Source organism: Trabulsiella odontotermitis, from assembly GCF_001188485.1.
Taxonomy (GTDB): domain Bacteria; phylum Pseudomonadota; class Gammaproteobacteria; order Enterobacterales; family Enterobacteriaceae; genus Trabulsiella; species Trabulsiella odontotermitis_A.
Window position 1 is genome coordinate 21,827 of the sequence record NZ_JNGH01000108.1, and the last position, 19,991, is coordinate 41,817.

Below are 19,991 nucleotides of genomic sequence, written 5' to 3' on the forward strand. Positions count from 1 at the left end.
TGCATTACCATGCAAGGAAAGCGGCATCAGGAGACAGGCACGGAATGCCAAAGACAACCGGTATTGGTTATTTTCGGGACGCATGGCTGGATGATTTTTTTCACCATGCCACCCCACATAAAAGGATCCCGCCAGACAACCACACCGCTCTGGCCCGCAAGCTCGATATCATTAACGCAGCGACCACCTGGCGTGATTTGCGTTCGCCGCCGGGTAACCGGTACGAAGAACTGGCTGGCAATTTACAGGGCTATTCGTCAATCCGGGTCAATACGCAATACCGGTTGATTTTCAGATGGGTAAACGGTAAAGCGGAAGATCTCTGGTTAGACCCGCACGTATATTGAGTAAGACCACCAAACAGGCAAAGGATTTAACATGAAACAGGCAACCAGAAAACCCACGACAGTTGGCGACATCCTGCTGTATGAATACCTGGAGCCGCTTGAACTCAAGATTAACGAGCTGGCTGAAATTCTGCATGTACACCGCAACTCCGTCAGCGCGCTGGTCAACAACAACCGCAAACTGACAACTGACATGGCCTTTCGCCTCGCGAAAGCCTTCGACACCTCAGTCGATTTTTGGCTCAATCTTCAGGCCGCGGTCGATTTGTGGGAAGTCGAGAACGATATGCGCGCCCAGGAAGAATTTAGCCGCATTACAACCGTTGCAGATTTTATCGCCCGCCGTAAAGCCGACGCGCAAAAAGTCGCATAACCTTCACAATGCCCGCCCTGTGGGCATGTTTTTTGCGCTGGTCATTTCTCTCCTTTTGATTTAGCATTTACTAAATTTAGAAAATGCTAAACAAATAATTGACCGAACTCGAACAACTTCAACAGAGCGCCGATCAGGCTGCAGCGATGCTAAAGGCGATGAGTAACCCCCACCGCCTGTTGATTCTCTGTATGCTGAGCGGCTCGCCAGGCACCACTGCCGGCGAGCTGGCGCGCACATCACCGGGCTTAGCCCGTCTGCCACATCTCAGCATCTCGCCAGAATGCGCGACGAAGGGTTGATTGACTGCGAACGTAACGCGCAACGTCAGCATTACTTCATCACACATCCGGCAGTAAACCACATCATCAGCACCCTGAAAGCCATCTGGTGCCCGTAAGGAGACGATATGACATTTGCCACCCTCAGCCCGCGCGACGCCGATGAACGCATTCGCCAGGGCGCTCAACTGATAGATATTCGTGAAGCCGATGAATATGCCCGCGAACATATTGCGCAGGCCCGGCTGTTTCCGCTCAGCGCGATTGAACAAGGGGCGCGCCTGCCGCTGCAGNCCGGGCAAGGTCTGGCTGCTGGAAGGCGGTATTGACGCCTGGAAGCAGGCGGGGCTACCAACACAGGAAGATAAATCGCAGCCGTTGCCCATTATGCGTCAGGTACAGATTGCTGCGGGTGTGCTGATCCTCTGCGGCGTGATCCTCGGCTACACCGTGGCGGAAGGGTTTTTCCTGTTGAGCGGGTTTGTAGGTGCCGGATTATTGCTGGCAGGCATCAGCGGGTTTTGCGGAATGGCGCGACTGCTGGCAGTGATGCCATGGAATCGCCGGGCGTCGTAGCAAGAATATATTTTCGCGTGACATCGGCCCGCCAAATAATAACGCGGTGAGGGTACCCTCACCGCGGCAGATTAAATAAGGAAGTCATCCAGTGACTTACCGTTTGCCAGTGCCTGAGCAATCGGTTTCGGTGTTCTTCCCTGACCGGTCCAGGTTTTTTCTTCACCGTTAATATCGGTAAAGCGATATTTCGCCGGACGCGCTTTGCGTTTTGTGGACGTCTGTGAAGCGGCACTGGTGCCCTTCAGTAATTCTTCCGGTGAGAGGCCATCCGCTTTAATAAGCTCAAGCCAGGCATTGATTTTTTCCTGCTGCTGTACGCTTTCCTGACGCATTTCCTGCTCGTCAGCACGTTTTTCTTCAGTCACGATCCTGAGTTTTTCCAGCATATCCTCAAGAACGTCAATGGAGAATTCCCGCGCCATCGCACGCAAACTACGAATATTATTCAAATTTTGTAATGTTGAAGACATATATATTCCAGACCTTTATTTATTACACTGTATAACTTACTACCCGTGCAGTTTAATATAATCATCACGATTTTGAAACTATTATTAGTATTGCACAGATATAATTATTAGCCTTCATATTAATTATCCAATGATAAATTATTGTATTCGCATTAACGAAAACGTTAATAACGCCTCTGCAAACCCCCGCTTGCACCCGCTTCTCTGCCTGGCGGTAACGCCGTGACAAACATAAACGATATGTTTTTGATATTTAAGTAAATTTACAGCAATAAGCAACAAAAATAGCAAAAACCCTAAAAAAGCATCGATCGCAGAGCATTTTATTGACAAAAAGCGATTAAATAAAAATTTAACCCTAGTTGTTACTTTTTATCTGGTTGGATATTCTATAAACACCTGAAACAGCCAACCAATCGCGCTGCAAAACAGGATACCTTCTGGTGTTTACGACTAACTTTTGAGGAGCAAATCGATGTTCTCTGCGCAGTCCCGCCTGCGTCATGCGGCAGCAGACACCTTCGCTATGGTGGTTTACTGTTCCGTCGTGAACATGCTGATTGAAGTTTTTCTCTCAGGGATGACCTTTGAGCAGTCGCTTTCATCGCGCCTGGTGGCGATTCCGGTGAATATTCTTATTGCATGGCCATACGGCATGTATCGCGATGTGATTATGCGTCAGGCGAAACGGCTGAGCCCGGCGGGCTGGGTGAAAAACCTGGCGGACGTGCTGGCGTATGTGACGTTTCAGTCACCGGTATATGTCGCTATCCTGCTGACGGTGGGCGCTGACTGGCACCAGATTGTTGCGGCGGTGAGTTCGAATATTGTCATTTCGATGTTAATGGGTGCCGCTTACGGTTACTTTCTCGACTATTGCCGCCGGTTGTTCCGCGTGGGCAATTATCACCAGGCCAAAGCCTGATATTAACGACTGGCATGTTGCCAGTCGTTGTTTTAATTTACGGCATCACCGAATAATCCGTTTAAAAAACGCTCCAGCGCGATCCGCGAACTGAAACCATGGGGTATACCGTAATGCTCTCGCGCATCACCCGCCAGATAGAGGGGGAATTGCTGGTAGTGATCGCAGGTTTTAATTTCCGACGCAGGTTCCGCCAGCATGTTACTGCGCTCTTTTAGCGCCGGGTGAATAATTAAAGCCGTACGCCCCATGCGGGCTTCGCGATTGACGTAAACATAATTCTCACCACGGCGATATCCGTACGTTTTTTGGGTTACGCTATCCATCGTAAATCCCACTTTTTCAAGAACGCGCGCCACCTCATCGGGTCGTAAATACATAATAATTCCTCGTTATCTTTTACTGCATCGTCACCTTACCGTATTCAGCAATAGCATCGCTTTCAGAAAATTCCACAAAGGGACCAATAAGGCGTGATTTATGTCAGGCACTAAAAAACTGTTCTACACTTTAGTTCACCGCGAAACGAAGGAGGGTCTTATGTTTAACCGACCAAACAAAAACGACGTGAATGACGGTGTGCAGGATATTCAGAATGATGTCAGCCAGCTGGCGGACTCGCTGGAGGCCGTGCTGAAATCCTGGGGCAGCGATGCAAAAGATGAAGCCGACGCCGCGCGTCGCAAGGCGCAATCACTGTTGCGCGATACCCGGGCCAGAATGCATGGCCGTTCCGTTGTGCAACAGGCCGCGCGTGATGCCGTCGGTTGTGCGGATACCTTCGTACGCGATCGCCCCTGGCAAAGCGTTGGCGCTGCCGCCGCTGTCGGTATTTTTATTGGCGCATTGTTGAGTTTGCGTCGATAATCACTTTGTCAGTGATGAGAATAAATACGCGTCTACCCCTGTTGGCTTCGGCCCGCAGGGGTTTTTACTTTCAGGGTCTGGCAAAGGGTATGCGCCTGTAATTTCGCGATAATTCCCCCCTCCCCCGTTCCGTTCATTAACAGGGGCTAATCAACCTAAAAATACTATATATTGTATGGTTGATGTTTAATTCAACTACATCTAGTATCTAACACGTAGTCACCACACAAGGCCGACGCTCAGCATTGCGCCGCTTTGTCATTTTAAACGGAAATACGAATCATGCGCATTACTATTTACACTCGAAATGACTGTGTTCAGTGCCACGCCACCAAACGGGCGATGGAAAGCCGTGGATTTGAATTTGAGATGGTTAACGTTGACCTGGACCCTGAGGCCGTGGACACACTGCGTTCGCAGGGTTTCCGCCAGTTGCCTGTGGTAGTGGCAGGCGAGACAAGCTGGTCCGGTTTTCGCCCGGACATGATTAACCGTCTGCGTCCGGATGCCATTGCGGCCAGCGCATGAGCCACCTCGTCTTCTTCTCCAGCAGCTCCGAAAATACGCTCCGCTTTATTGAGCGTCTGAGGCTGCCCGCGGTGCGGATCCCGCTCAATGAGCGCGAACGCATCCAGGTGGACGAGCCGTACATTCTGGTGGTGCCCAGCTACGGCGGCGGGGGGAACCNCCCGTCAGGTGATCCGCTTTTTAAACGATCCGCATAACCGCGCGCTCATCCGCGGCGTGATTGCGTCGGGCAACCGCAACTTTGGTGAGGCGTTCGCTCGCGCCGGGGACGTCATCGCGCAAAAATGCGGCGTGCCGTACCTGTGGCGTTTTGAGCTGATGGGCACCCAATACGACATCGACAGCGTTCGAAAAGGAGTGAACGAATTTTGGCAACGACAACCGCAGAGCGCGTGATGCAGAGCACGCCGGACTACCATGCCCTGAATGCCATGCTGAATCTGTATGATGCACAAGGCCGCATTCAGTTCGACAAAGACCGGGAAGCCGTAGCGGCGTTTATGAACACTCATGTGCAGCCGAACAGCGTGGTGTTTGACTCGCNCTTCGTTATTGCGCTATTTGCTGATGCGCATGCCAGCGGTTTTCAGTTCCAGACGTTCCTCGGCGCATGGAAGTATTACACCAGCTATACGCTGAAAACCTTTGATGGCAAACGCTACCTGGAGCATTTCCCGGATCGGGTGGTGATGGTGGCGCTCACGCTGGCGCAGGGCGATGAAACGCTCGCCCGTCAGCTTACCGATGAAATGCTCTCCGGACGCTTTCAGCCTGCCACGCCGACGTTTCTCAACGGCGGCAAACAGCAGCGCGGCGAGCTGGTCTCCTGCTTCCTGCTGCGCATTGAAGACAATATGGAATCGATTGGCCGCGCGGTGAATTCGGCGCTGCAATTGTCAAAACGCGGCGGTGGCGTGGCGTTTCTGCTTTCCAACCTGCGCGAAGCGGGTGCGCCAATCAAGCGGATTGAAAACCAGTCCTCCGGGGTGATCCCGGTGATGAAAATGCTGGAAGATGCGTTTTCTTACGCCAATCAGCTCGGCGCGCGGCAGGGCGCGGGGGCGGTGTATCTGCACGCGCATCACCCGGATATTCTGCGTTTCCTCGACACTAAGCGCGAAAATGCCGACGAAAAAATCCGTATTAAAACGCTGTCGCTGGGTGTGGTGATCCCGGACATTACCTTCCGTCTGGCGAAAGAAAATGCGCAGATGGCGCTGTTCTCGCCGTACGATGTGGAACGACTGTACGGGAAAGCGTTTGGCGATATCGCGGTCAGCGACATGTACGACACGCTGGTCGCTGACGATAGGGTGCGTAAAAGCTGGATTTCCGCACGCGACCTTTTCCAGACGCTTGCCGAAATTCAGTTCGAATCCGGTTATCCCTACATCATGTATGAGGACACGGTGAACCGTGCCAACCCGATTGCCGGGCGCGTCAACATGAGCAACCTGTGTTCGGAAATTTTGCAGGTCAACAGCGCGTCCACTTATGACGAGAATCTCGATTACGCCGACACCGGGCGTGATATCTCCTGTAATCTGGGGTCGCTGAATATTGCCCACACCATGGATTCCCCCGATTTTGGCCGCACCGTTGAAACGGCGGTGCGCGGCCTGACGGCGGTGTCGGACATGAGCCACATCCGCTCGGTGCCGTCGATTGAAGCCGGCAATGCCGCCTCTCACGCCATTGGTCTCGGGCAGATGAACCTGCACGGTTATCTGGCTCGCGAAGGGATCGCCTACGGCAGCGAAGAAGGGCTGGATTTCACCAATTTCTATTTCTACACCATCACCTGGCATGCACTGAATACGTCGATGATGCTGGCGCGCGAACGCGGTCAGCGCTTTGCGGGTTTTGAGCAGTCACGCTACGCCAGCGGTGCGTTTTTCGACCAGTACCTGGACGGCGACTGGCAGCCCAAAACGGAGAAAGTCCGTGCGCTTTTTGCCCGCGCCGGCATCCCCCTGCCCGACCGCGCGATGTGGCGGCAGTTGCGTGATGACGTGATGCGCTATGGCATTTATAACCAGAACCTGCAGGCGGTGCCGCCGACCGGGTCGATCTCGTACATCAACCATGCCACGTCGAGCATTCACCCGATTGTGTCGAAAGTGGAAATTCGCAAGGAAGGCAAAACCGGACGCGTGTACTATCCGGCGCCGTTTATGACTAACGACAATCTGGCGCTGTATCAGGATGCGTATGAAATCGGGCCAGAGAAGATTATCGATACCTACGCCGAAGCGACGCGCCATGTCGATCAGGGGCTGTCGCTGACGCTGTTCTTCCCCGATACCGCCACGACGCGGGATATCAACAAAGCGCAGATCTATGCGTGGAAGAAAGGCATCAAGACGCTGTATTACATTCGCCTGCGCCAGCTGGCGCTGGAAGGCACTGAAATTGAAGGCTGCGTGTCCTGCGCGCTGTAAGGAGAAAAGGATGAACCGTTTATCACGCGTCAGCGCCGTCAACTGGAATAAAATGCAGGACGATAAGGATCTTGACGTCTGGAACCGCCTGACCAGCAACTTCTGGCTGCCGGAAAAAGTGCCGCTGTCGAACGACATTCCGGCCTGGCAGACGCTCTCGCCTGCAGAGCAACAGCTGACCATCCGTGTGTTTACCGGCCTGACGCTGCTCGACACCATCCAGAACACGGTGGGTGCGCCGTCACTGATGCCTGATTCGCTGACGCCGCACGAAGAAGCTGTGCTGTCGAATATCAGCTTTATGGAAGCGGTGCACGCCCGCTCTTACAGCTCGATTTTCTCGACATTGTGTCAGACCAAAGATGTCGATGCCGCCTACGCCTGGAGCGAGGAAAACGCGCCGCTGCAGCGTAAAGCGCAGTTGATCCTCGACTATTATGCCGCCGACGAGCCGCTGAAAAAGAAAATCGCCAGCGTGTTTCTCGAATCGTTTCTCTTCTATTCCGGCTTCTGGCTGCCGATGTATTTTTCTTCGTGATGAAGCGGTACACGGTTACTATATTGGCTATAAATATCAGAAAGGGCTGGAGAAAGTGAGCCCTGAGAAGCGCGAGGAATTAAAGCACTTTGCACTGGAACTGCTGATGGATCTGTATGACAACGAGCTCGCCTATACCGACGAACTGTACGCCGGTAGCGGTTGGCAAGAGGATGTGAAAGCGTTCCTTTGCTACAACGCCAACAAGGCGTTGATGAATCTCGGCTACGAGGCGCTGTTCCCGACGGAGATGGCGATGGTGAACCCGGCGATCCTCGCCGCACTGTCGCCCAATGCCGACGAAAACCACGATTTCTTTTCCGGTTCAGGATCATCGTATGTGATGGGTAAAGCGGTGGAAACGGAAGACGAAGACTGGAATTTCTGACATCAATAATGGGGGAAATAGCTTACGGTTCTTTACCAAAATATTTCCCCCTTTCGGCCATTTTTTTAACACAAATATTCAACGCCAACTACACTGTCATGGCACCGTCATATTCGACTGAATCAACACGATCCAGCCGAAATTGTGCTGTGTGACATCAAATTTTTGACAAAAAATCCATTCCCGCTCAGCCCTTATCTCATGGGAAGTGGCGGCCATTCTCGCCCAACAAATTCCATCCTCATTCTCCATCAAGGGTTGTCTCAGAATCTGAGTATGTTAGGGTATCGCCAGATAATTATTTTCAACCGGGTAATTTATAGCGCAAATATATAACAGGAAATCTCTTATTGCATGGCAATTAAATTAGAAATCAAAAACCTTTATAAAATATTTGGCGAGCATCCGCAGCGGGCTTTCAAATATATCGAAAAAGGACTTTCAAAAGAAGAAATTCTGGAAAAGACGGGACTATCGCTTGGCGTTAAAGACGCCAGTCTGGCCATTGAAGAAGGCGAGATATTTGTCATCATGGGATTATCCGGCTCCGGTAAATCCACCATGGTACGCCTTCTCAATCGCCTGATTGAACCTACCCGCGGACAGGTGCTGATTGACGGCGTGGATATCGCCAAAATATCAGACAGCGAGCTCCGTGAAGTTCGCAGAAAGAAAATTGCGATGGTATTCCAGTCATTTGCCCTGATGCCTCATATGACCGTGGTGGATAATACCGCGTTTGGTATGGAGCTCGCCGGAATATCACCTCAGGAGCGCCAGGAAAAAGCCCTGGATGCATTACGTCAGGTGGGTCTTGAGAATTATGCTCACGCCTATCCGGATGAATTATCCGGCGGCATGCGTCAGCGTGTCGGGCTGGCCCGCGCATTAGCCATCAATCCCGATATTTTATTAATGGATGAAGCCTTCTCAGCACTCGACCCGTTAATTCGTACCGAGATGCAGGATGAGCTGGTGAAATTGCAGGCGAAACACCAGCGTACCGTGGTCTTTATTTCGCACGATCTCGATGAAGCGATGCGAATTGGCGACCGCATTGCCATTATGCAAAATGGCGAAGTGGTTCAGGTCGGTACGCCGGATGAAATTCTGAATAATCCGGCTAATGATTATGTCCGCACCTTCTTCCGTGGCGTGGATATTAGTCAGGTATTCAGCGCCAAAGATATTGCCCGCCGTTCACCGGTCGGATTGCTTCGCCGTACGCCAGGTTTCGGCCCACGCTCCGCGCTGAAACTGCTGCAGGACGATGATCGCGAATTCGGCTACGTCATCGATCGCGGTAATAAATATGTCGGTGTGGTTTCCATTGATTCTCTGAAAGCCGCGCTGACGGCAGGTCAGAGCATTGACGCCGCGTTGCTTGACGCACGGTTGGCCGTTGATGCTCAGACGCCGCTCAGCGAGTTGCTCTCCCACGTCGGGCAGGCACCCTGCGCCGTGCCGGTGGTGGACGATGAACAACAGTACGTCGGCATTATTTCTAAACGCATGCTGCTACAGGCTTTAGACCGCGAGGGGGCAAACAATGGCTGATCAAGCAAATCCGTGGGATACCGCACCGGCGGCAGATAACGCCGCCTCGTCGGCTGACGCCTGGGGCGGTGGTTCAACACCCGCCCCCACCGATGGTGGTGGTGCCGACTGGCTGAACAGCGCGCCTGCGCCGCAGCCAGAACATTTCAATATTATGGATCCGTTCCATAATACGCTGATTCCGCTCGACAGCTGGGTGACGCACGGCATCGACTGGGTAGTGATGCATTTCCGCCCGGTGTTCCAGGGCATTCGCGTGCCCGTGGATTACATTCTGAGTACCTTCCAGCAGTTGCTGATGGGAATGCCCGCGCCGGTCGCGATTATTCTGTTTGCGCTGATCGCCTGGCAGATCTCCAGCCCCGGCATGGGGATCGCGACACTGGTGTCGCTGATGGCGATCGGCGCCATCGGTGCCTGGTCGCAGGCAATGGTGACGCTGGCGCTGGTGCTCACCGCGCTGTTTTTCTGCATGATTATCGGTCTGCCTCTTGGGATCTGGCTGGCGCGGAGCCCGCGCGCCTCGAAAGTCATTCGTCCGCTGCTGGATGCGATGCAGACCACACCTGCATTCGTCTATCTGGTGCCGATCGTGATGCTGTTTGGTATCGGCAACGTGCCGGGTGTGGTGGTGACGATCATCTTTGCCCTGCCCCCGATTGTCCGCCTGACCATTCTGGGGATTAACCAGGTGCCTGCGGACCTGATTGAAGCGTCACGCTCGTTTGGCGCCAGCCCGCGCCAGATGCTGTTCAAAGTGCAACTGCCGCTGGCAATGCCGACCATCATGGCGGGGGGCCANTGTCGATGGTGGTGATCGCCTCGATGATTGCCGTCGGCGGTCTCGGTCAGATGGTCTTGCGCGGCATTGGCCGTCTCGACATGGGTCTGGCGACCGTCGGTGGCGTGGGGATTGTCATCCTCGCCATTATTCTTGACCGCCTGACCCAGGCAATGGGTCGCGACGCCCGCAGTCGCGGCAACCGTCGCTGGTACGCCACCGGCCCTCTCGGGTTGATCACTCGCCCGTTCACTAAATAACGAATAAGGAACAACGATGCGACATCGCGTAATTTTTGCGACAGCGTTTGCCACGCTTGTCTCCACCAGCACAATTGCTGCCGATCTGCCTGGCAAAGGCATTACCGTCTTACCGGTACAAAGCACCATCACCGAAGAAACCTTCCAGACGCTGCTGGTCAGCCGCGCGCTGGAAAAACTGGGTTACACCGTGAGTAAGCCGAGCGAAGTGGATTACAACGTCGGCTATACCTCCATCGCCTCCGGCGACGCCACCTTTACCGCCGTCAACTGGCAGCCGCTGCATGATGATATGTACGCCGCCGCAGGCGGGGGTAAGAAGTTNAGAAGTTCTACCGTGAAGGGGTATTTGTAACCGGCGCGGCGCAGGGTTACCTGATCGATAAGAAAACCGCCGGGCAGTACAAGATCAAAAGCATCGATCAGCTAAAAGACCCGAAAATCGCTAAACTGTTTGATACCAACGGCGACGGCAAAGCGGATCTCACCGGTTGTACGCCGGGCTGGGGCTGCGAAGCGGTGATTAACCACCAGATTGGCGCCTACGACCTGAGCAAAACCGTCGAGCACAACCAGGGTAACTATGCCGCGATGATGGCCGACACCATCACCCGTTTCAAAGAAGGCAAACCGGTGCTGTATTACACCTGGACGCCATACTGGGTGAGCGACGTGCTGAAGCCGGGCAGAGATGTGGTCTGGCTGCAGGTACCGTTCTCTTCCATGCCTGGCGAGCAGAAAAACATCGACACCAAACTGCCGAACGGCGCGAACTATGGTTTCCCGGTGAATACCATGCACATCGTCGCCAACAAAGCCTGGGCGGAGAAAAACCCGGCGGCGGCGAAACTGTTCGCGGTGATGAAACTGCCTATCGCCGATATCAACGCCCAGAACGCTATGATGCATGAAGGCAAAGCGTCCGAAGCCGACATTCAGGGTCATGTGGATGGCTGGATCAACGCTCACCAGCAGCAGTTTGACGGCTGGGTGAAAGAGGCGCTGGCGGCGCAGAAGTAAGAGAAAAAGCCCCGGACGACATGTGAAGCCCGGGGCTTTTTTGACCGTTAGCGACGTCCCGCTCGCCGCGCTCTGCTCATATATGCGGCACTTTCCGCTTCATCGATTGCGCTGCCTGACGCCGAGGAAGCACTCGACGAACTTCTGCTCGCCGTCTGCAAACCGTACTTGCTCAGGAACTGCCTCTGAGCCGCTTGCATCACATCCGTTTGGGTGTGGAACATATCCTCAAAGGCAACGGTCACATCCGTCGGGGTATTCGCATATTCAAAACTCAGCGACTTAAATGCCCCAGGACCGATTCTGACTTCCGCGATATTCGCAGCGTTTGATGGCCTGAATGCGGCATTCCCTTTCACCAGTTCAAGATCGCTGGTCACCACACGCAAAATTTGTCGCTGCCCGCCGCGTCCTGCCGTCGCAGCACCGGCATAGTGGTTCGCATTTTCCCAGGTATTGGTGGCAAAGAAGCTGTGCCCCTTCGGCCCTTCACCCATTAACCCGGCGGCCCCTTCAGCGTTAGTGCCGTGATAGCCAATCAAAGTGGTTCGGGCGACACGTGACGGTCCGGCAACAGCGGTTAGCGCTTCATTCTGTGCTTCAACCGTTTCCCCGACCGCTTCCGCTGTTTCGCCGAAGATTTCCGCAATCGAACCTCGCGGGTTATATGAAACGCCATCAACCCGCTGTGCAACCTGTGAAACCCCTTTTCTGCAGCGCATAATTCTTGTACCAACAGCCTCCGCCGCTCCTGCAGCCGCCGCGATACCTAAGCCTATTCCAGCCCACTGTAACTTACGTGCCGCTTCAGGATTCTTCGTTTTCACTACCCTCGCAGACACCCCTGTTGCCAGAGACGCCGCTGCAGTAACGCCTGTTTCTACATACCCGGCCGTCGAAACCATTGCTGCCGTCCCTTCTGACATCGCGACTTTTAAACCGATACGTATAGCAAGGGCAATTGCACGAATAATCAGCGTAATGATCCCATGACCACTGGGGTCGGTGTGGTTAATCGGGTCGCCCTCACAATAGGCGTAAGGGTTAACGCCGCCTTCACCAAACGGACTTGAGCTGTCCGGGCAGGTGAAACGACGTAATACCGGGCTGTAAGCGCGATAACCGTTGCCAAGATGGGTCACGCCGGACAGCGGATCGGCACGCTCGCCATTAAAGCCAGGCAGCGAGGCCGACAGCCCGCTACGCTGCGCCGTCGCGCCAAACGGCGACCAGCCAAAGGTCGAACAGCTGCCGTTGGCGACGGACATAAAGGGACTGCCATGAAGGTCATTCCCGGTCAGTTGTAATGTCATAAAAAGCTACTCCAGTCTGGTGAGATGAGACGGGAGTGTGGCATGTCAGGAATGCCTGGATTGTGCCTTAAAAAAACAGAGTCAGGCAAAAAAAAGGAAATATAAGCAAAGCGAACTACAAATATACAAATAATGCCATCCGTTCCGCCTGCTCTTGCTGAGCAGACAACGGTAACGTATTAAGAAGGGAATAAAACACAAAGGATAAACCATGTATTCACATAGCAAGCCCAAATCGTTCACCGGGCAAATGAAAGCAGCGCGTTCTGTCGTGAATAACACCTCTGCTCTGCGCGCCACATTAATGAATAAACAGAATGAACTCATTCAGGTTATGAACAGTGTTGCCAATAAATACACACAATGGTCTTTGATTAAGGATCAATTTATCAGCGAAATTATTGGACTCTCTTCTAAGATAGATTCCGACATATTCTCCAGAAAGATATCAACCAGAGAAGGAATACACTTAATTGAAATTGAAGTCGACGCTTTGAAAAAACAAGATGAAGCGTTGAGCAGAAAAGAGTTACAGCAAGTCGCTATTGTTGAAAAGGTCACCACAAACCGCCAGCCAAGAAGGCGCGGCAAGGATGTTGTTTCCGTTGATTTGTACATCGCCGCTGTTGGATTCATCTCAGGTGGCTTGCAGATTGTCGCGGGCATGACGTTGATAAGCACAGCTGCTGGCGTCACACCAGGCGCACTTCTGGCTTCACACGGCATGAATAACGTTATTGAAAACGGCTACTACTTGCTTTACAGAGAAAGCTACTCCGGCCCTGTACGATTCGTTTATCGGGGTCTGGGCGATATCTTTGGCTTCGATGTCAGAACAACGGATATTGTTTATACCTTCGTTGATATGGGGCTTTCACTAAACGGGTTGCTCGGATACAAATTAGCCGATAATACCCAACACCTGTACCGCTACGTGAATCTGGATTTTTTGTGGGGAATGAAGCAACGGGGCATGAGTATGATGAACTCGGGTGAGATCATTACAGAAATATGGGGGGATATAAACACGCTTCAGGGACAATGGAGAAATTATTGATGAACGCAAGCCTTAACAGCCTGGAACTTATAAACAAAGAGAATATTACCTATCTATTACTATCACTGGCAGGTATTTATACAACATTCAGCGGAGTGAAATATTTATTAAAATCATACAATACGATATCACATTTGTATGCGGTTCTTTTAGCTCTCATTCTTCCGGCACTTCATTTAGACATATTTTACTCTGGAGAAATCCCGCTGTTTAACATTAAGCTCAGTGAGCATGTCGCTTTGTATTATATATCGTTCTGGATGAGCTTACTCAGCCTTGCACCCTATATCATTGCCCGACGTTTATATACATAACATGATATCACTCCAGCGGTAAGCGCGTTTGCCGTAACCGGGTACCTGGGATTTGTGTTCTTAAAAAAGCTAAATGGCACGTTCCGACACCCAATATGCTCCTCATTTTGCTGTCTTTGGTTATCATGACGCTATCTGTTAATTTTCACCTGACGATCATTCATGACCAAACACGCTTCTGGACTAAGCCCGGCGCTGATTGCGCTGATGTCAATTGCCACCGGCCTCGCCGTGGCCAGTAACTATTACGCGCAACCGTTACTCGATACCATCGCCCGCGCCTTTTCGCTCTCCGCCGGACAGGCCGGTTTCATCGTTACTGCCGCTCAGCTCGGTTACGCCGCCGGACTGTTGTTCCTGGTGCCGCTGGGGGATATGTTCGAGCGCCGGGGGCTTATCGTCACCATGACGCTGCTGTCAGCGGGAGGAATGCTGATCACCGCCAGCAGCCAGTCGCTGACGCTGATGATTATCGGTACCGCGCTGACGGGGNNTTTTCCGTGGTGGCGCAGATTCTTGTGCCGCTTGCCGCGACGCTCGCCACGCCGGATAAGCGCGGCAAAGTGGTCGGCACCATCATGAGCGGCCTGCTGCTGGGGATCCTGCTGGCTCGCACCGTCGCCGGGCTGCTAGCCAGTCTCGGCGGGCNNTGGCGCGGCCTGCCGAAGATTAAGCAAGAAAATCACCTTAACTACCCGCAACTACTGGGTTCGATTTTCCGTCTGTTTGCCGGCGAAAAACTGCTGCGCACCCGCGCCCTGCTCGGCTGCCTGACCTTCGCCAACTTCAGCATTCTGTGGACGTCGATGGCTTTCCTGCTGGCTGGCGCGCCGTTTCACTTCTCCGAAGGAGTGATCGGCCTGTTTGGCCTCGCGGGGGCTGCGGGCGCGCTGGGCGCGCGTCCGGCTGGTGGTCTGGCGGACAAAGGCAAATCCCATCTCACCACCACCTTTGGCCTGGTGCTGCTGTTGCTGTCGTGGGTCGCCATCTGGTTCGGTCATGTTTCCGTACCGGCACTGATTATCGGCATCCTCGTGCTCGACCTTACCGTTCAGGGAGTGCATATCACCAACCAGACGGTGATTTATCGCATTAAGCCCGAGGCACGTAACCGCCTCACGGCGGGCTATATGACCAGCTACTTTATTGGTGGTGCGGCAGGTTCGCTGCTTTCCGCATCGGCCTGGCAACACGCGGGCTGGGCAGGGGTCTGCATTGCCGGGGCCATCGTCGCCGCGCTGAATTTACTGGTCTGGTGGCGCGGTTTTCATCATATGGCTGCCGAATCCTAAGTAAAATTCACCCTTCTCATACCATTAGCAGGCTGCGGGGTGTTAAGCCGCCCCTCAGTCTGCTAATGTGTTAAGACTTATTAACTCGGGTTACATTTTCTCCCGTTATTTATTCGCAACAGATATAAACCGATATGGAAACCCCTGCCGATCTGACGGCCTCGCCGTCGCCTGGTTCGTCAACGCTGTTCGAAGGCGTGAAAGACAGCTTACCGATTGTTATCAGCTATATTCCTGTCGCGTTTGCCTTTGGCCTGAATGCCACAAAGCTCGGCTTTACACCGCTCGAAAGCGTCTTTTTCTCCTGCATTATTTACGCGGGTGCCAGCCAGTTTGTGATTACCGCCATGCTGGCCGCCGGAAGTTCGCTGTGGGTAGCGGCGCTGACCGTGATGGCGATGGACGTGCGCCACGTGCTGTACGGCCCGTCGTTACGCAGCCGCATTACGGCGCAGTTGCGTAAACCGAAAACCGCGCTGTGGGCGTTTGGGCTGACCGATGAAGTGTTTGCCGCTGCCACCGCGAAACTGGTGCGCGACAACCGCGGCTGGAGCGAAAACTGGATGATCGGCATCGCCTTCTGCTCCTGGGCCTCCTGGGTGCTCGGCACGGTGATGGGCGCGTATTCCGGCAGCGGTTTACTCGAAGGGTTCCCGGCGGTGGAAGCGGCGCTCGGCTTTATGCTGCCCGCGCTGTTCCTGAGTTTTCTGCTGGCCTCGTTCCAGCGTAAGCAGTCACTCTGCGTGACTGCCTCGCTCGTTGGGGCGCTGGCAGGCGTGACGCTGTTTTCGATTCCTGCCGCCATCCTCGCCGGTATCGTCTGCGGCTGGCTGANCTGCAGGGAGAGTTCAATGAGCACTGATGTTCTGTTCCTTGGCCTGCTGGTGGGGTGCGTTAACTATCTCTTCCGCTATCTGCCGTTACGCCTGCGAGCCGGGCATCATCATCCGTCGCACCGGGGCCCGGTCGGCGTGCTGCTGGATACCATCGGCATCGCCTCGATTTGCGCGCTGCTGGTGGTGTCTACCGCGCCGGAAGTGATGACAGATGCCCGTCGCCTGTTGCCGACGTTGATCGGATTTGCCGTGCTGGGCATCAGTTTCTGGAAGACCCGCAGCATTATTTTCCCTGTACTACTTAGCGCGCTGGCCTATGGGCTGGCGTGGAAATATTTCGCCGTTTTATAGTTTTGGTTAATGAAACCGCACGATTAATTCATTTACTTTATTTGTCACTATCGTTACTATATCGGCTGCAATTAATGAGGTTATACCCAAATGGATAGTTCGTTCACGCCCATTGAACAAATGCTAAAATTCCGCGCCAGCCGTCATGAAGACTTCCCCTACCAGGAAATCCTCCTTACCCGTTTAAGCATGCATATGCAGGGCAAACTGCTGGAAAATCGCAATAAGATGCTGAAAGCTCAGGGGATTAACGAGACGTTGTTTATGGCGCTGATTACGCTTGAGTCTCAGGAAAACCACAGCATTCAGCCGTCTGAGCTGAGCTGCGCGCTGGGCTCATCCCGTACCAACGCAACCCGTATCGCCGATGAACTGGAAAAACGTGGCTGGATCGAGCGTCGCGAAAGCGACAACGATCGCCGTTGCCTGCACCTGCAACTGACCGAGAAAGGTCACCAGTTCCTGCGCGAGGTGCTTCCTCCGCAACACCACTGCCTGCATCAACTCTGGTCCTCGCTGACAACCGCCGAGAAAGATCAGCTTGAGCACATCACCCGTAAGTTACTGACTCGCCTTGACCAAATGGATGAAGATGGCGCCGTTTTAGAGGCCCTTCGTTAAGCCAGGGATCGCTCACCTATCCTGATTCAAAAAAAGAAACCGACTGGCCAGCAGGTCAACACTGCTGGCCTTTCTGATAAACAGGTCGGCACAGCCGATGTGAAATAAGAAGATCGTGGAGATATACAATGAGCGCTAATGCGGAGATGCAAACCCCGCAGCAACCTGCCAGCAAAAAAGGTAAACGTAAAGGTGCCCTTCTGCTGCTGACTTTGCTCTTTATTATTATTGCCGTGGCCTATGGCATTTATTGGTTCCTGGTCCTTCGCCATTATGAAGAAACTGACGACGCCTACGTGGCGGGAAATCAGGTTCAGATTATGGCGCAGGTGTCTGGCAGCGTGACGAAAGTCTGGGCTGACAACACCGATTTTGTACAGAAAGGCGACGTGCTGGTCAGCCTGGATCCCACCGATGCGCAGCAGGCTTATGAAAAAGCCAAAACGCAGCTGGCGTCCAGCGTTCGCCAGACCCGTCAGTTGATGATCAACAGCAAGCAGTTGCAGGCGAACATCGACGTCAAAAAAACCGCTCTGGCTCAGGCGCAGACCGACCTTAACCGTCGTATCCCGCTCGGCAGCGCAAACCTGATCGGCCGCGAAGAACTGCAACACGCCCGTGATGCCGTCGCCAGCGCGCAGGCCGAACTGGACGTGGCGATTCAGCAGTACAACGCCAATCAGGCGATGGTGCTGGCGACAAAACTGGAAGAACAGCCTGCCGTTCAACAGGCGGCGACCGATGTTCGTAACGCCTGGCTTGCCCTGCAGCGTACGAAGATCGTCAGCCCGATGACCGGTTACGTGTCCCGCCGCGCCGTGCAGCCTGGCGCACAGATCAGCCCGACCACGCCGCTGATGGCGGTGGTGCCGGCAAGCGATCTGTGGGTCGATGCAAACTTCAAAGAGACGCAGCTGGCGCATATGCGCATTGGCCAGCCCGTCACCGTGATCAGCGATATTTACGGTGATGACGTGAAATACACCGGTAAAGTGGTGGGGCTGGACATGGGGACCGGTAGCGCCTTCTCTCTGCTGCCGGCGCAGAACGCCACCGGTAACTGGATCAAAGTGGTTCAGCGTCTGCCGGTACGTGTTGAGCTGGATGCAAAACAGCTCGCCGATCACCCGCTGCGTATTGGTCTGTCGACGCTGGTGGAAGTGGATACCTCCAACCGCGACGGTCAGATGCTGGCAAGCCAGGTCCGCACGAGTCCGGTTTATGAAAGCAACGCCCGCGAAATCAGCCTCGATCCGGTGAATAAAGAGATCAACGACATCGTCCAGGCGAACGCTAACTAATCCGGGGTGAGTGTAATGCAACAGCAAAAACCGCTGGAGGGCGCGCAGCTGGTCATTATGACCATTGCGCTGTCGCTGGCGACTTTCATGCAGGTGCTGGACTCCACCATTGCTAACGTGGCGATCCCTACCATCGCCGGTAACCTTGGCTCGTCGCTGAGCCAGGGAACCTGGGTCATCACCTCTTTCGGGGTGGCGAATGCGATCTCCATTCCGATTACCGGCTGGCTGGCGAAGCGCGTCGGCGAAGTGAAACTGTTTTTGTGGTCCACCGTCGCCTTCGTGATTGCCTCCTGGGCCTGTGGCGTTTCGAACAGCCTGACGATGCTGATTTTCTTCCGCGTCATTCAGGGTGTCGTCGCCGGGCCGCTGATCCCGTTGTCACAGAGTCTGCTGTTAAGTAACTATCCGCCCGCCAAGCGCTCCATTGCGCTGGCGCTGTGGTCAATGACCGTTATCGTGGCGCCAATCTGCGGCCCGATCCTCGGTGGTTACATCAGCGATAACTATCACTGGGGCTGGATCTTCTTCATCAACGTGCCGATTGGTCTGGTCGTGGTATTGATGACCCTGCAAACCCTGCGCGGTCGCGAAACCCGTACGGAACAACGGCGGATTGACGGGATTGGTCTGGCGCTGCTGGTGGTGGGTATCGGCAGNATGCTCGACCGCGGTAAAGAGCTGGACTGGTTTAACTCCACCGAAGTGGTGGTGCTGACCGTGGTGGCAGTGGTGGCGATAAGCTTCCTGGTGGTCTGGGAGCTGACGGACGAAAACCCGATCGTCGATCTCTCGCTCTTCAAGTCGCGAAACTTTACCATCGGCTGTTTGTGTATCAGCCTCGCCTATATGCTCTACTTCGGCGCCATCGTTCTGCTGCCGCAGCTGTTGCAGGAGGTGTATGGTTATACCGCCACCTGGGCCGGGCTGGCGTCTGCGCCGGTCGGGGTGATCCCGGTGCTGCTGTCACCGATTATCGGGCGCTTCGCCCATAAGCTCGACATGCGACGGCTGGTCACCTTCAGCTTCATTATGTATGCCGTGTGCTTCTACTGGCGCGCGTATACGTTCGAGCCAGGAATGGATTTCGGCGCCTCCGCGTGGCCGCAGTTTATTCAGGGCTTTGCGGTGGCCTGCTTCTTTATGCCGCTGACCACCATTACGCTGTCGGGTCTGCCGCCGGAACGACTGGCAGCGGCGTCGAGTCTGTCGGACTTNNCGGCACGTCGATCACCACCACCATGTGGACCAACCGTGAAGCGATGCATCACGCACAGCTCTCGGAATCGGTGAACCCGTTCAACCCGAACGCGCAGCAGACGTACGATCAGTTGCAAGGGATGGGAATGTCGCAGCAGCAGGCGTCCGGGTGGATAGCGCAGCAGATCACCAATCAGGGGCTGATTATCTCGGCGAACGAGATTTTCTGGTTCTCCGCCGGAATCTTCCTCATTCTGCTGGGTCTGGTGTGGTTCGCCCGACCGCCATTCGGCGCAGGCGGTGGTGGAGGCGGTGCCCACTAACAAAAAAGCCAGTTCATGTTGAACTGGC

14 protein-coding genes and 9 pseudogenes are annotated in these 19,991 nt (G+C 54.1%); 20 read left to right on the plus strand and 3 right to left on the minus strand.

Annotated features, from left to right (window positions below):
• Positions 1 to 44: 44 nt before the first annotated feature.
• The 4 genes and pseudogenes from GM30_RS18940 to GM30_RS18955 all read left to right on the plus strand — a co-directional run bounded on the left by GM30_RS18940 (position 45) and on the right by GM30_RS18955 (position 1,577).
• A complete protein-coding gene (locus GM30_RS18940) occupies positions 45 to 347 on the plus strand; it encodes a type II toxin-antitoxin system RelE/ParE family toxin (RefSeq protein WP_049849890.1) in 303 nt (100 codons plus the stop codon).
• A 31-nt stretch (positions 348 to 378) separates the two neighbouring features.
• Positions 379 to 720 (plus strand): HigA family addiction module antitoxin, encoded by a 342-nt coding sequence (locus GM30_RS18945; RefSeq protein WP_049849891.1) that lies wholly within the window; start codon positions 379 to 381, stop codon positions 718 to 720.
• Between the two features lie 98 nt (positions 721 to 818).
• A pseudogene (locus tag GM30_RS18950) lies at positions 819 to 1,120 on the plus strand (ArsR/SmtB family transcription factor).
• A 9-nt stretch (positions 1,121 to 1,129) separates the two neighbouring features.
• A pseudogene (locus GM30_RS18955) lies at positions 1,130 to 1,577 on the plus strand (rhodanese family protein).
• 71 nt (positions 1,578 to 1,648) lie between these two features.
• Here the strand turns inward: GM30_RS18955 and stpA are convergent.
• On the minus strand, positions 1,649 to 2,050 hold the full coding sequence (gene stpA / locus GM30_RS18960; protein WP_049849892.1) for a DNA-binding protein StpA: 402 nt from the start codon (positions 2,048 to 2,050) through the stop codon (positions 1,649 to 1,651).
• A 475-nt stretch (positions 2,051 to 2,525) separates the two neighbouring features.
• Here stpA and alaE point away from each other — a divergent pair, with 475 nt between their 5' ends.
• Positions 2,526 to 2,975 carry an L-alanine exporter AlaE gene (gene alaE / locus GM30_RS18965; protein WP_049849893.1) on the plus strand — a complete coding sequence of 150 codons (450 nt, stop codon included), beginning with the start codon at positions 2,526 to 2,528 and terminating at the stop codon, positions 2,973 to 2,975.
• Between the two features lie 32 nt (positions 2,976 to 3,007).
• On the opposite strand, the gene GM30_RS18970 is transcribed toward alaE, so the two are convergent.
• On the minus strand, positions 3,008 to 3,355 hold the full coding sequence (locus GM30_RS18970) for a DUF2002 family protein (protein WP_049849894.1): 348 nt from the start codon (positions 3,353 to 3,355) through the stop codon (positions 3,008 to 3,010).
• A gap of 160 nt (positions 3,356 to 3,515) precedes the next feature.
• Between GM30_RS18970 and GM30_RS18975 the strand changes: the two genes are divergently transcribed.
• The 8 genes and pseudogenes from GM30_RS18975 (at position 3,516) to proX (ending at position 11,355) form a co-directional block, all read left to right on the plus strand.
• Entirely contained in the window at positions 3,516 to 3,842 is a 327-nt protein-coding gene (locus GM30_RS18975) for an ElaB/YgaM/YqjD family protein (protein ID WP_049849920.1), read from the plus strand.
• Positions 3,843 to 4,124: 282 nt separating this feature from the next.
• Complete coding sequence (gene nrdH, locus GM30_RS18980; protein WP_049849895.1) at positions 4,125 to 4,370, plus strand: glutaredoxin-like protein NrdH; 246 nt, start codon at positions 4,125 to 4,127, stop codon at positions 4,368 to 4,370.
• A pseudogene (nrdI, locus tag GM30_RS18985) lies at positions 4,367 to 4,766 on the plus strand (class Ib ribonucleoside-diphosphate reductase assembly flavoprotein NrdI). Before nrdH ends, nrdI begins: the two are co-directional and overlap by 4 nt.
• On the plus strand, positions 4,739 to 6,811 hold the full coding sequence (gene nrdE / locus GM30_RS18990; RefSeq protein ID WP_072094180.1) for a class 1b ribonucleoside-diphosphate reductase subunit alpha: 2,073 nt from the start codon (positions 4,739 to 4,741) through the stop codon (positions 6,809 to 6,811). Before nrdI ends, nrdE begins: the two are co-directional and overlap by 28 nt.
• A 10-nt stretch (positions 6,812 to 6,821) precedes the next feature.
• A pseudogene (gene nrdF / locus GM30_RS18995) lies at positions 6,822 to 7,737 on the plus strand (class 1b ribonucleoside-diphosphate reductase subunit beta).
• A 354-nt stretch (positions 7,738 to 8,091) separates the two neighbouring features.
• On the plus strand, positions 8,092 to 9,294 hold the full coding sequence (proV, locus tag GM30_RS19000; RefSeq protein WP_049849896.1) for a glycine betaine/L-proline ABC transporter ATP-binding protein ProV: 1,203 nt from the start codon (positions 8,092 to 8,094) through the stop codon (positions 9,292 to 9,294).
• Positions 9,287 to 10,335: pseudogene (gene proW / locus GM30_RS19005) on the plus strand (glycine betaine/L-proline ABC transporter permease ProW). Before proV ends, proW begins: the two are co-directional and overlap by 8 nt.
• 16 nt (positions 10,336 to 10,351) lie before the next feature.
• Positions 10,352 to 11,355 (plus strand): annotated as a pseudogene (proX, locus tag GM30_RS19010) (glycine betaine/L-proline ABC transporter substrate-binding protein ProX).
• A gap of 47 nt (positions 11,356 to 11,402) precedes the next feature.
• Here proX and GM30_RS19015 read toward each other — a convergent pair.
• Positions 11,403 to 12,668, minus strand: coding sequence for an RHS repeat-associated core domain-containing protein (locus GM30_RS19015; RefSeq protein WP_049858172.1), 1,266 nt, complete (start codon positions 12,666 to 12,668; stop codon positions 11,403 to 11,405).
• A 211-nt stretch (positions 12,669 to 12,879) separates the two neighbouring features.
• Here GM30_RS19015 and GM30_RS19020 point away from each other — a divergent pair, with 211 nt between their 5' ends.
• The 7 genes and pseudogenes from GM30_RS19020 (at position 12,880) to emrB (ending at position 19,963) form a co-directional block, all read left to right on the plus strand.
• Positions 12,880 to 13,725 (plus strand): DUF4225 domain-containing protein, encoded by an 846-nt coding sequence (locus GM30_RS19020; protein WP_049849898.1) that lies wholly within the window; start codon positions 12,880 to 12,882, stop codon positions 13,723 to 13,725.
• A gap of 476 nt (positions 13,726 to 14,201) precedes the next feature.
• Positions 14,202 to 15,331 (plus strand): annotated as a pseudogene (locus GM30_RS19030) (MFS transporter).
• A gap of 134 nt (positions 15,332 to 15,465) precedes the next feature.
• A pseudogene (locus GM30_RS19035) lies at positions 15,466 to 16,164 on the plus strand (AzlC family ABC transporter permease); the annotation flags it as partial.
• An 18-nt stretch (positions 16,165 to 16,182) separates the two neighbouring features.
• On the plus strand, positions 16,183 to 16,518 hold the full coding sequence (gene ygaH, locus GM30_RS26880; RefSeq protein ID WP_202967012.1) for an L-valine transporter subunit YgaH: 336 nt from the start codon (positions 16,183 to 16,185) through the stop codon (positions 16,516 to 16,518).
• Positions 16,519 to 16,608: 90 nt separating this feature from the next.
• Positions 16,609 to 17,139, plus strand: a complete 531-nt coding sequence (gene mprA / locus GM30_RS19040; RefSeq protein ID WP_049849900.1) for a transcriptional repressor MprA — start codon at positions 16,609 to 16,611, stop codon at positions 17,137 to 17,139.
• A gap of 128 nt (positions 17,140 to 17,267) precedes the next feature.
• The gene (gene emrA / locus GM30_RS19045; protein ID WP_049849901.1) at positions 17,268 to 18,440 is read left to right on the plus strand and encodes a multidrug efflux MFS transporter periplasmic adaptor subunit EmrA; all 1,173 of its coding nucleotides are present in this window, start codon (positions 17,268 to 17,270) and stop codon (positions 18,438 to 18,440) included.
• A 15-nt stretch (positions 18,441 to 18,455) separates the two neighbouring features.
• Positions 18,456 to 19,963 (plus strand): annotated as a pseudogene (gene emrB, locus GM30_RS19050) (multidrug efflux MFS transporter permease subunit EmrB).
• The last annotated feature ends 28 nt before the right edge of the window (positions 19,964 to 19,991 follow it).

Coding starts and splice junctions, on each gene's coding strand:
- GM30_RS18970 (WP_049849894.1), bottom strand. CDS start 3,355: ATGTATTTACGACCCGATGAGGTGGCGCGCGTTCTTGAAAAAGTGGGA.
- mprA (WP_049849900.1), top strand. CDS start 16,609: ATGGATAGTTCGTTCACGCCCATTGAACAAATGCTAAAATTCCGCGCC.
- nrdH (WP_049849895.1), top strand. CDS start 4,125: ATGCGCATTACTATTTACACTCGAAATGACTGTGTTCAGTGCCACGCC.
- alaE (WP_049849893.1), top strand. CDS start 2,526: ATGTTCTCTGCGCAGTCCCGCCTGCGTCATGCGGCAGCAGACACCTTC.
- ygaH (WP_202967012.1), top strand. CDS start 16,183: ATGAGCACTGATGTTCTGTTCCTTGGCCTGCTGGTGGGGTGCGTTAAC.
- GM30_RS18975 (WP_049849920.1), top strand. CDS start 3,516: ATGTTTAACCGACCAAACAAAAACGACGTGAATGACGGTGTGCAGGAT.
- emrA (WP_049849901.1), top strand. CDS start 17,268: ATGAGCGCTAATGCGGAGATGCAAACCCCGCAGCAACCTGCCAGCAAA.
- GM30_RS18940 (WP_049849890.1), top strand. CDS start 45: ATGCCAAAGACAACCGGTATTGGTTATTTTCGGGACGCATGGCTGGAT.
- proV (WP_049849896.1), top strand. CDS start 8,092: ATGGCAATTAAATTAGAAATCAAAAACCTTTATAAAATATTTGGCGAG.
- GM30_RS19020 (WP_049849898.1), top strand. CDS start 12,880: ATGTATTCACATAGCAAGCCCAAATCGTTCACCGGGCAAATGAAAGCA.
- GM30_RS18945 (WP_049849891.1), top strand. CDS start 379: ATGAAACAGGCAACCAGAAAACCCACGACAGTTGGCGACATCCTGCTG.
- GM30_RS19015 (WP_049858172.1), bottom strand. CDS start 12,668: ATGACATTACAACTGACCGGGAATGACCTTCATGGCAGTCCCTTTATG.
- stpA (WP_049849892.1), bottom strand. CDS start 2,050: ATGTCTTCAACATTACAAAATTTGAATAATATTCGTAGTTTGCGTGCG.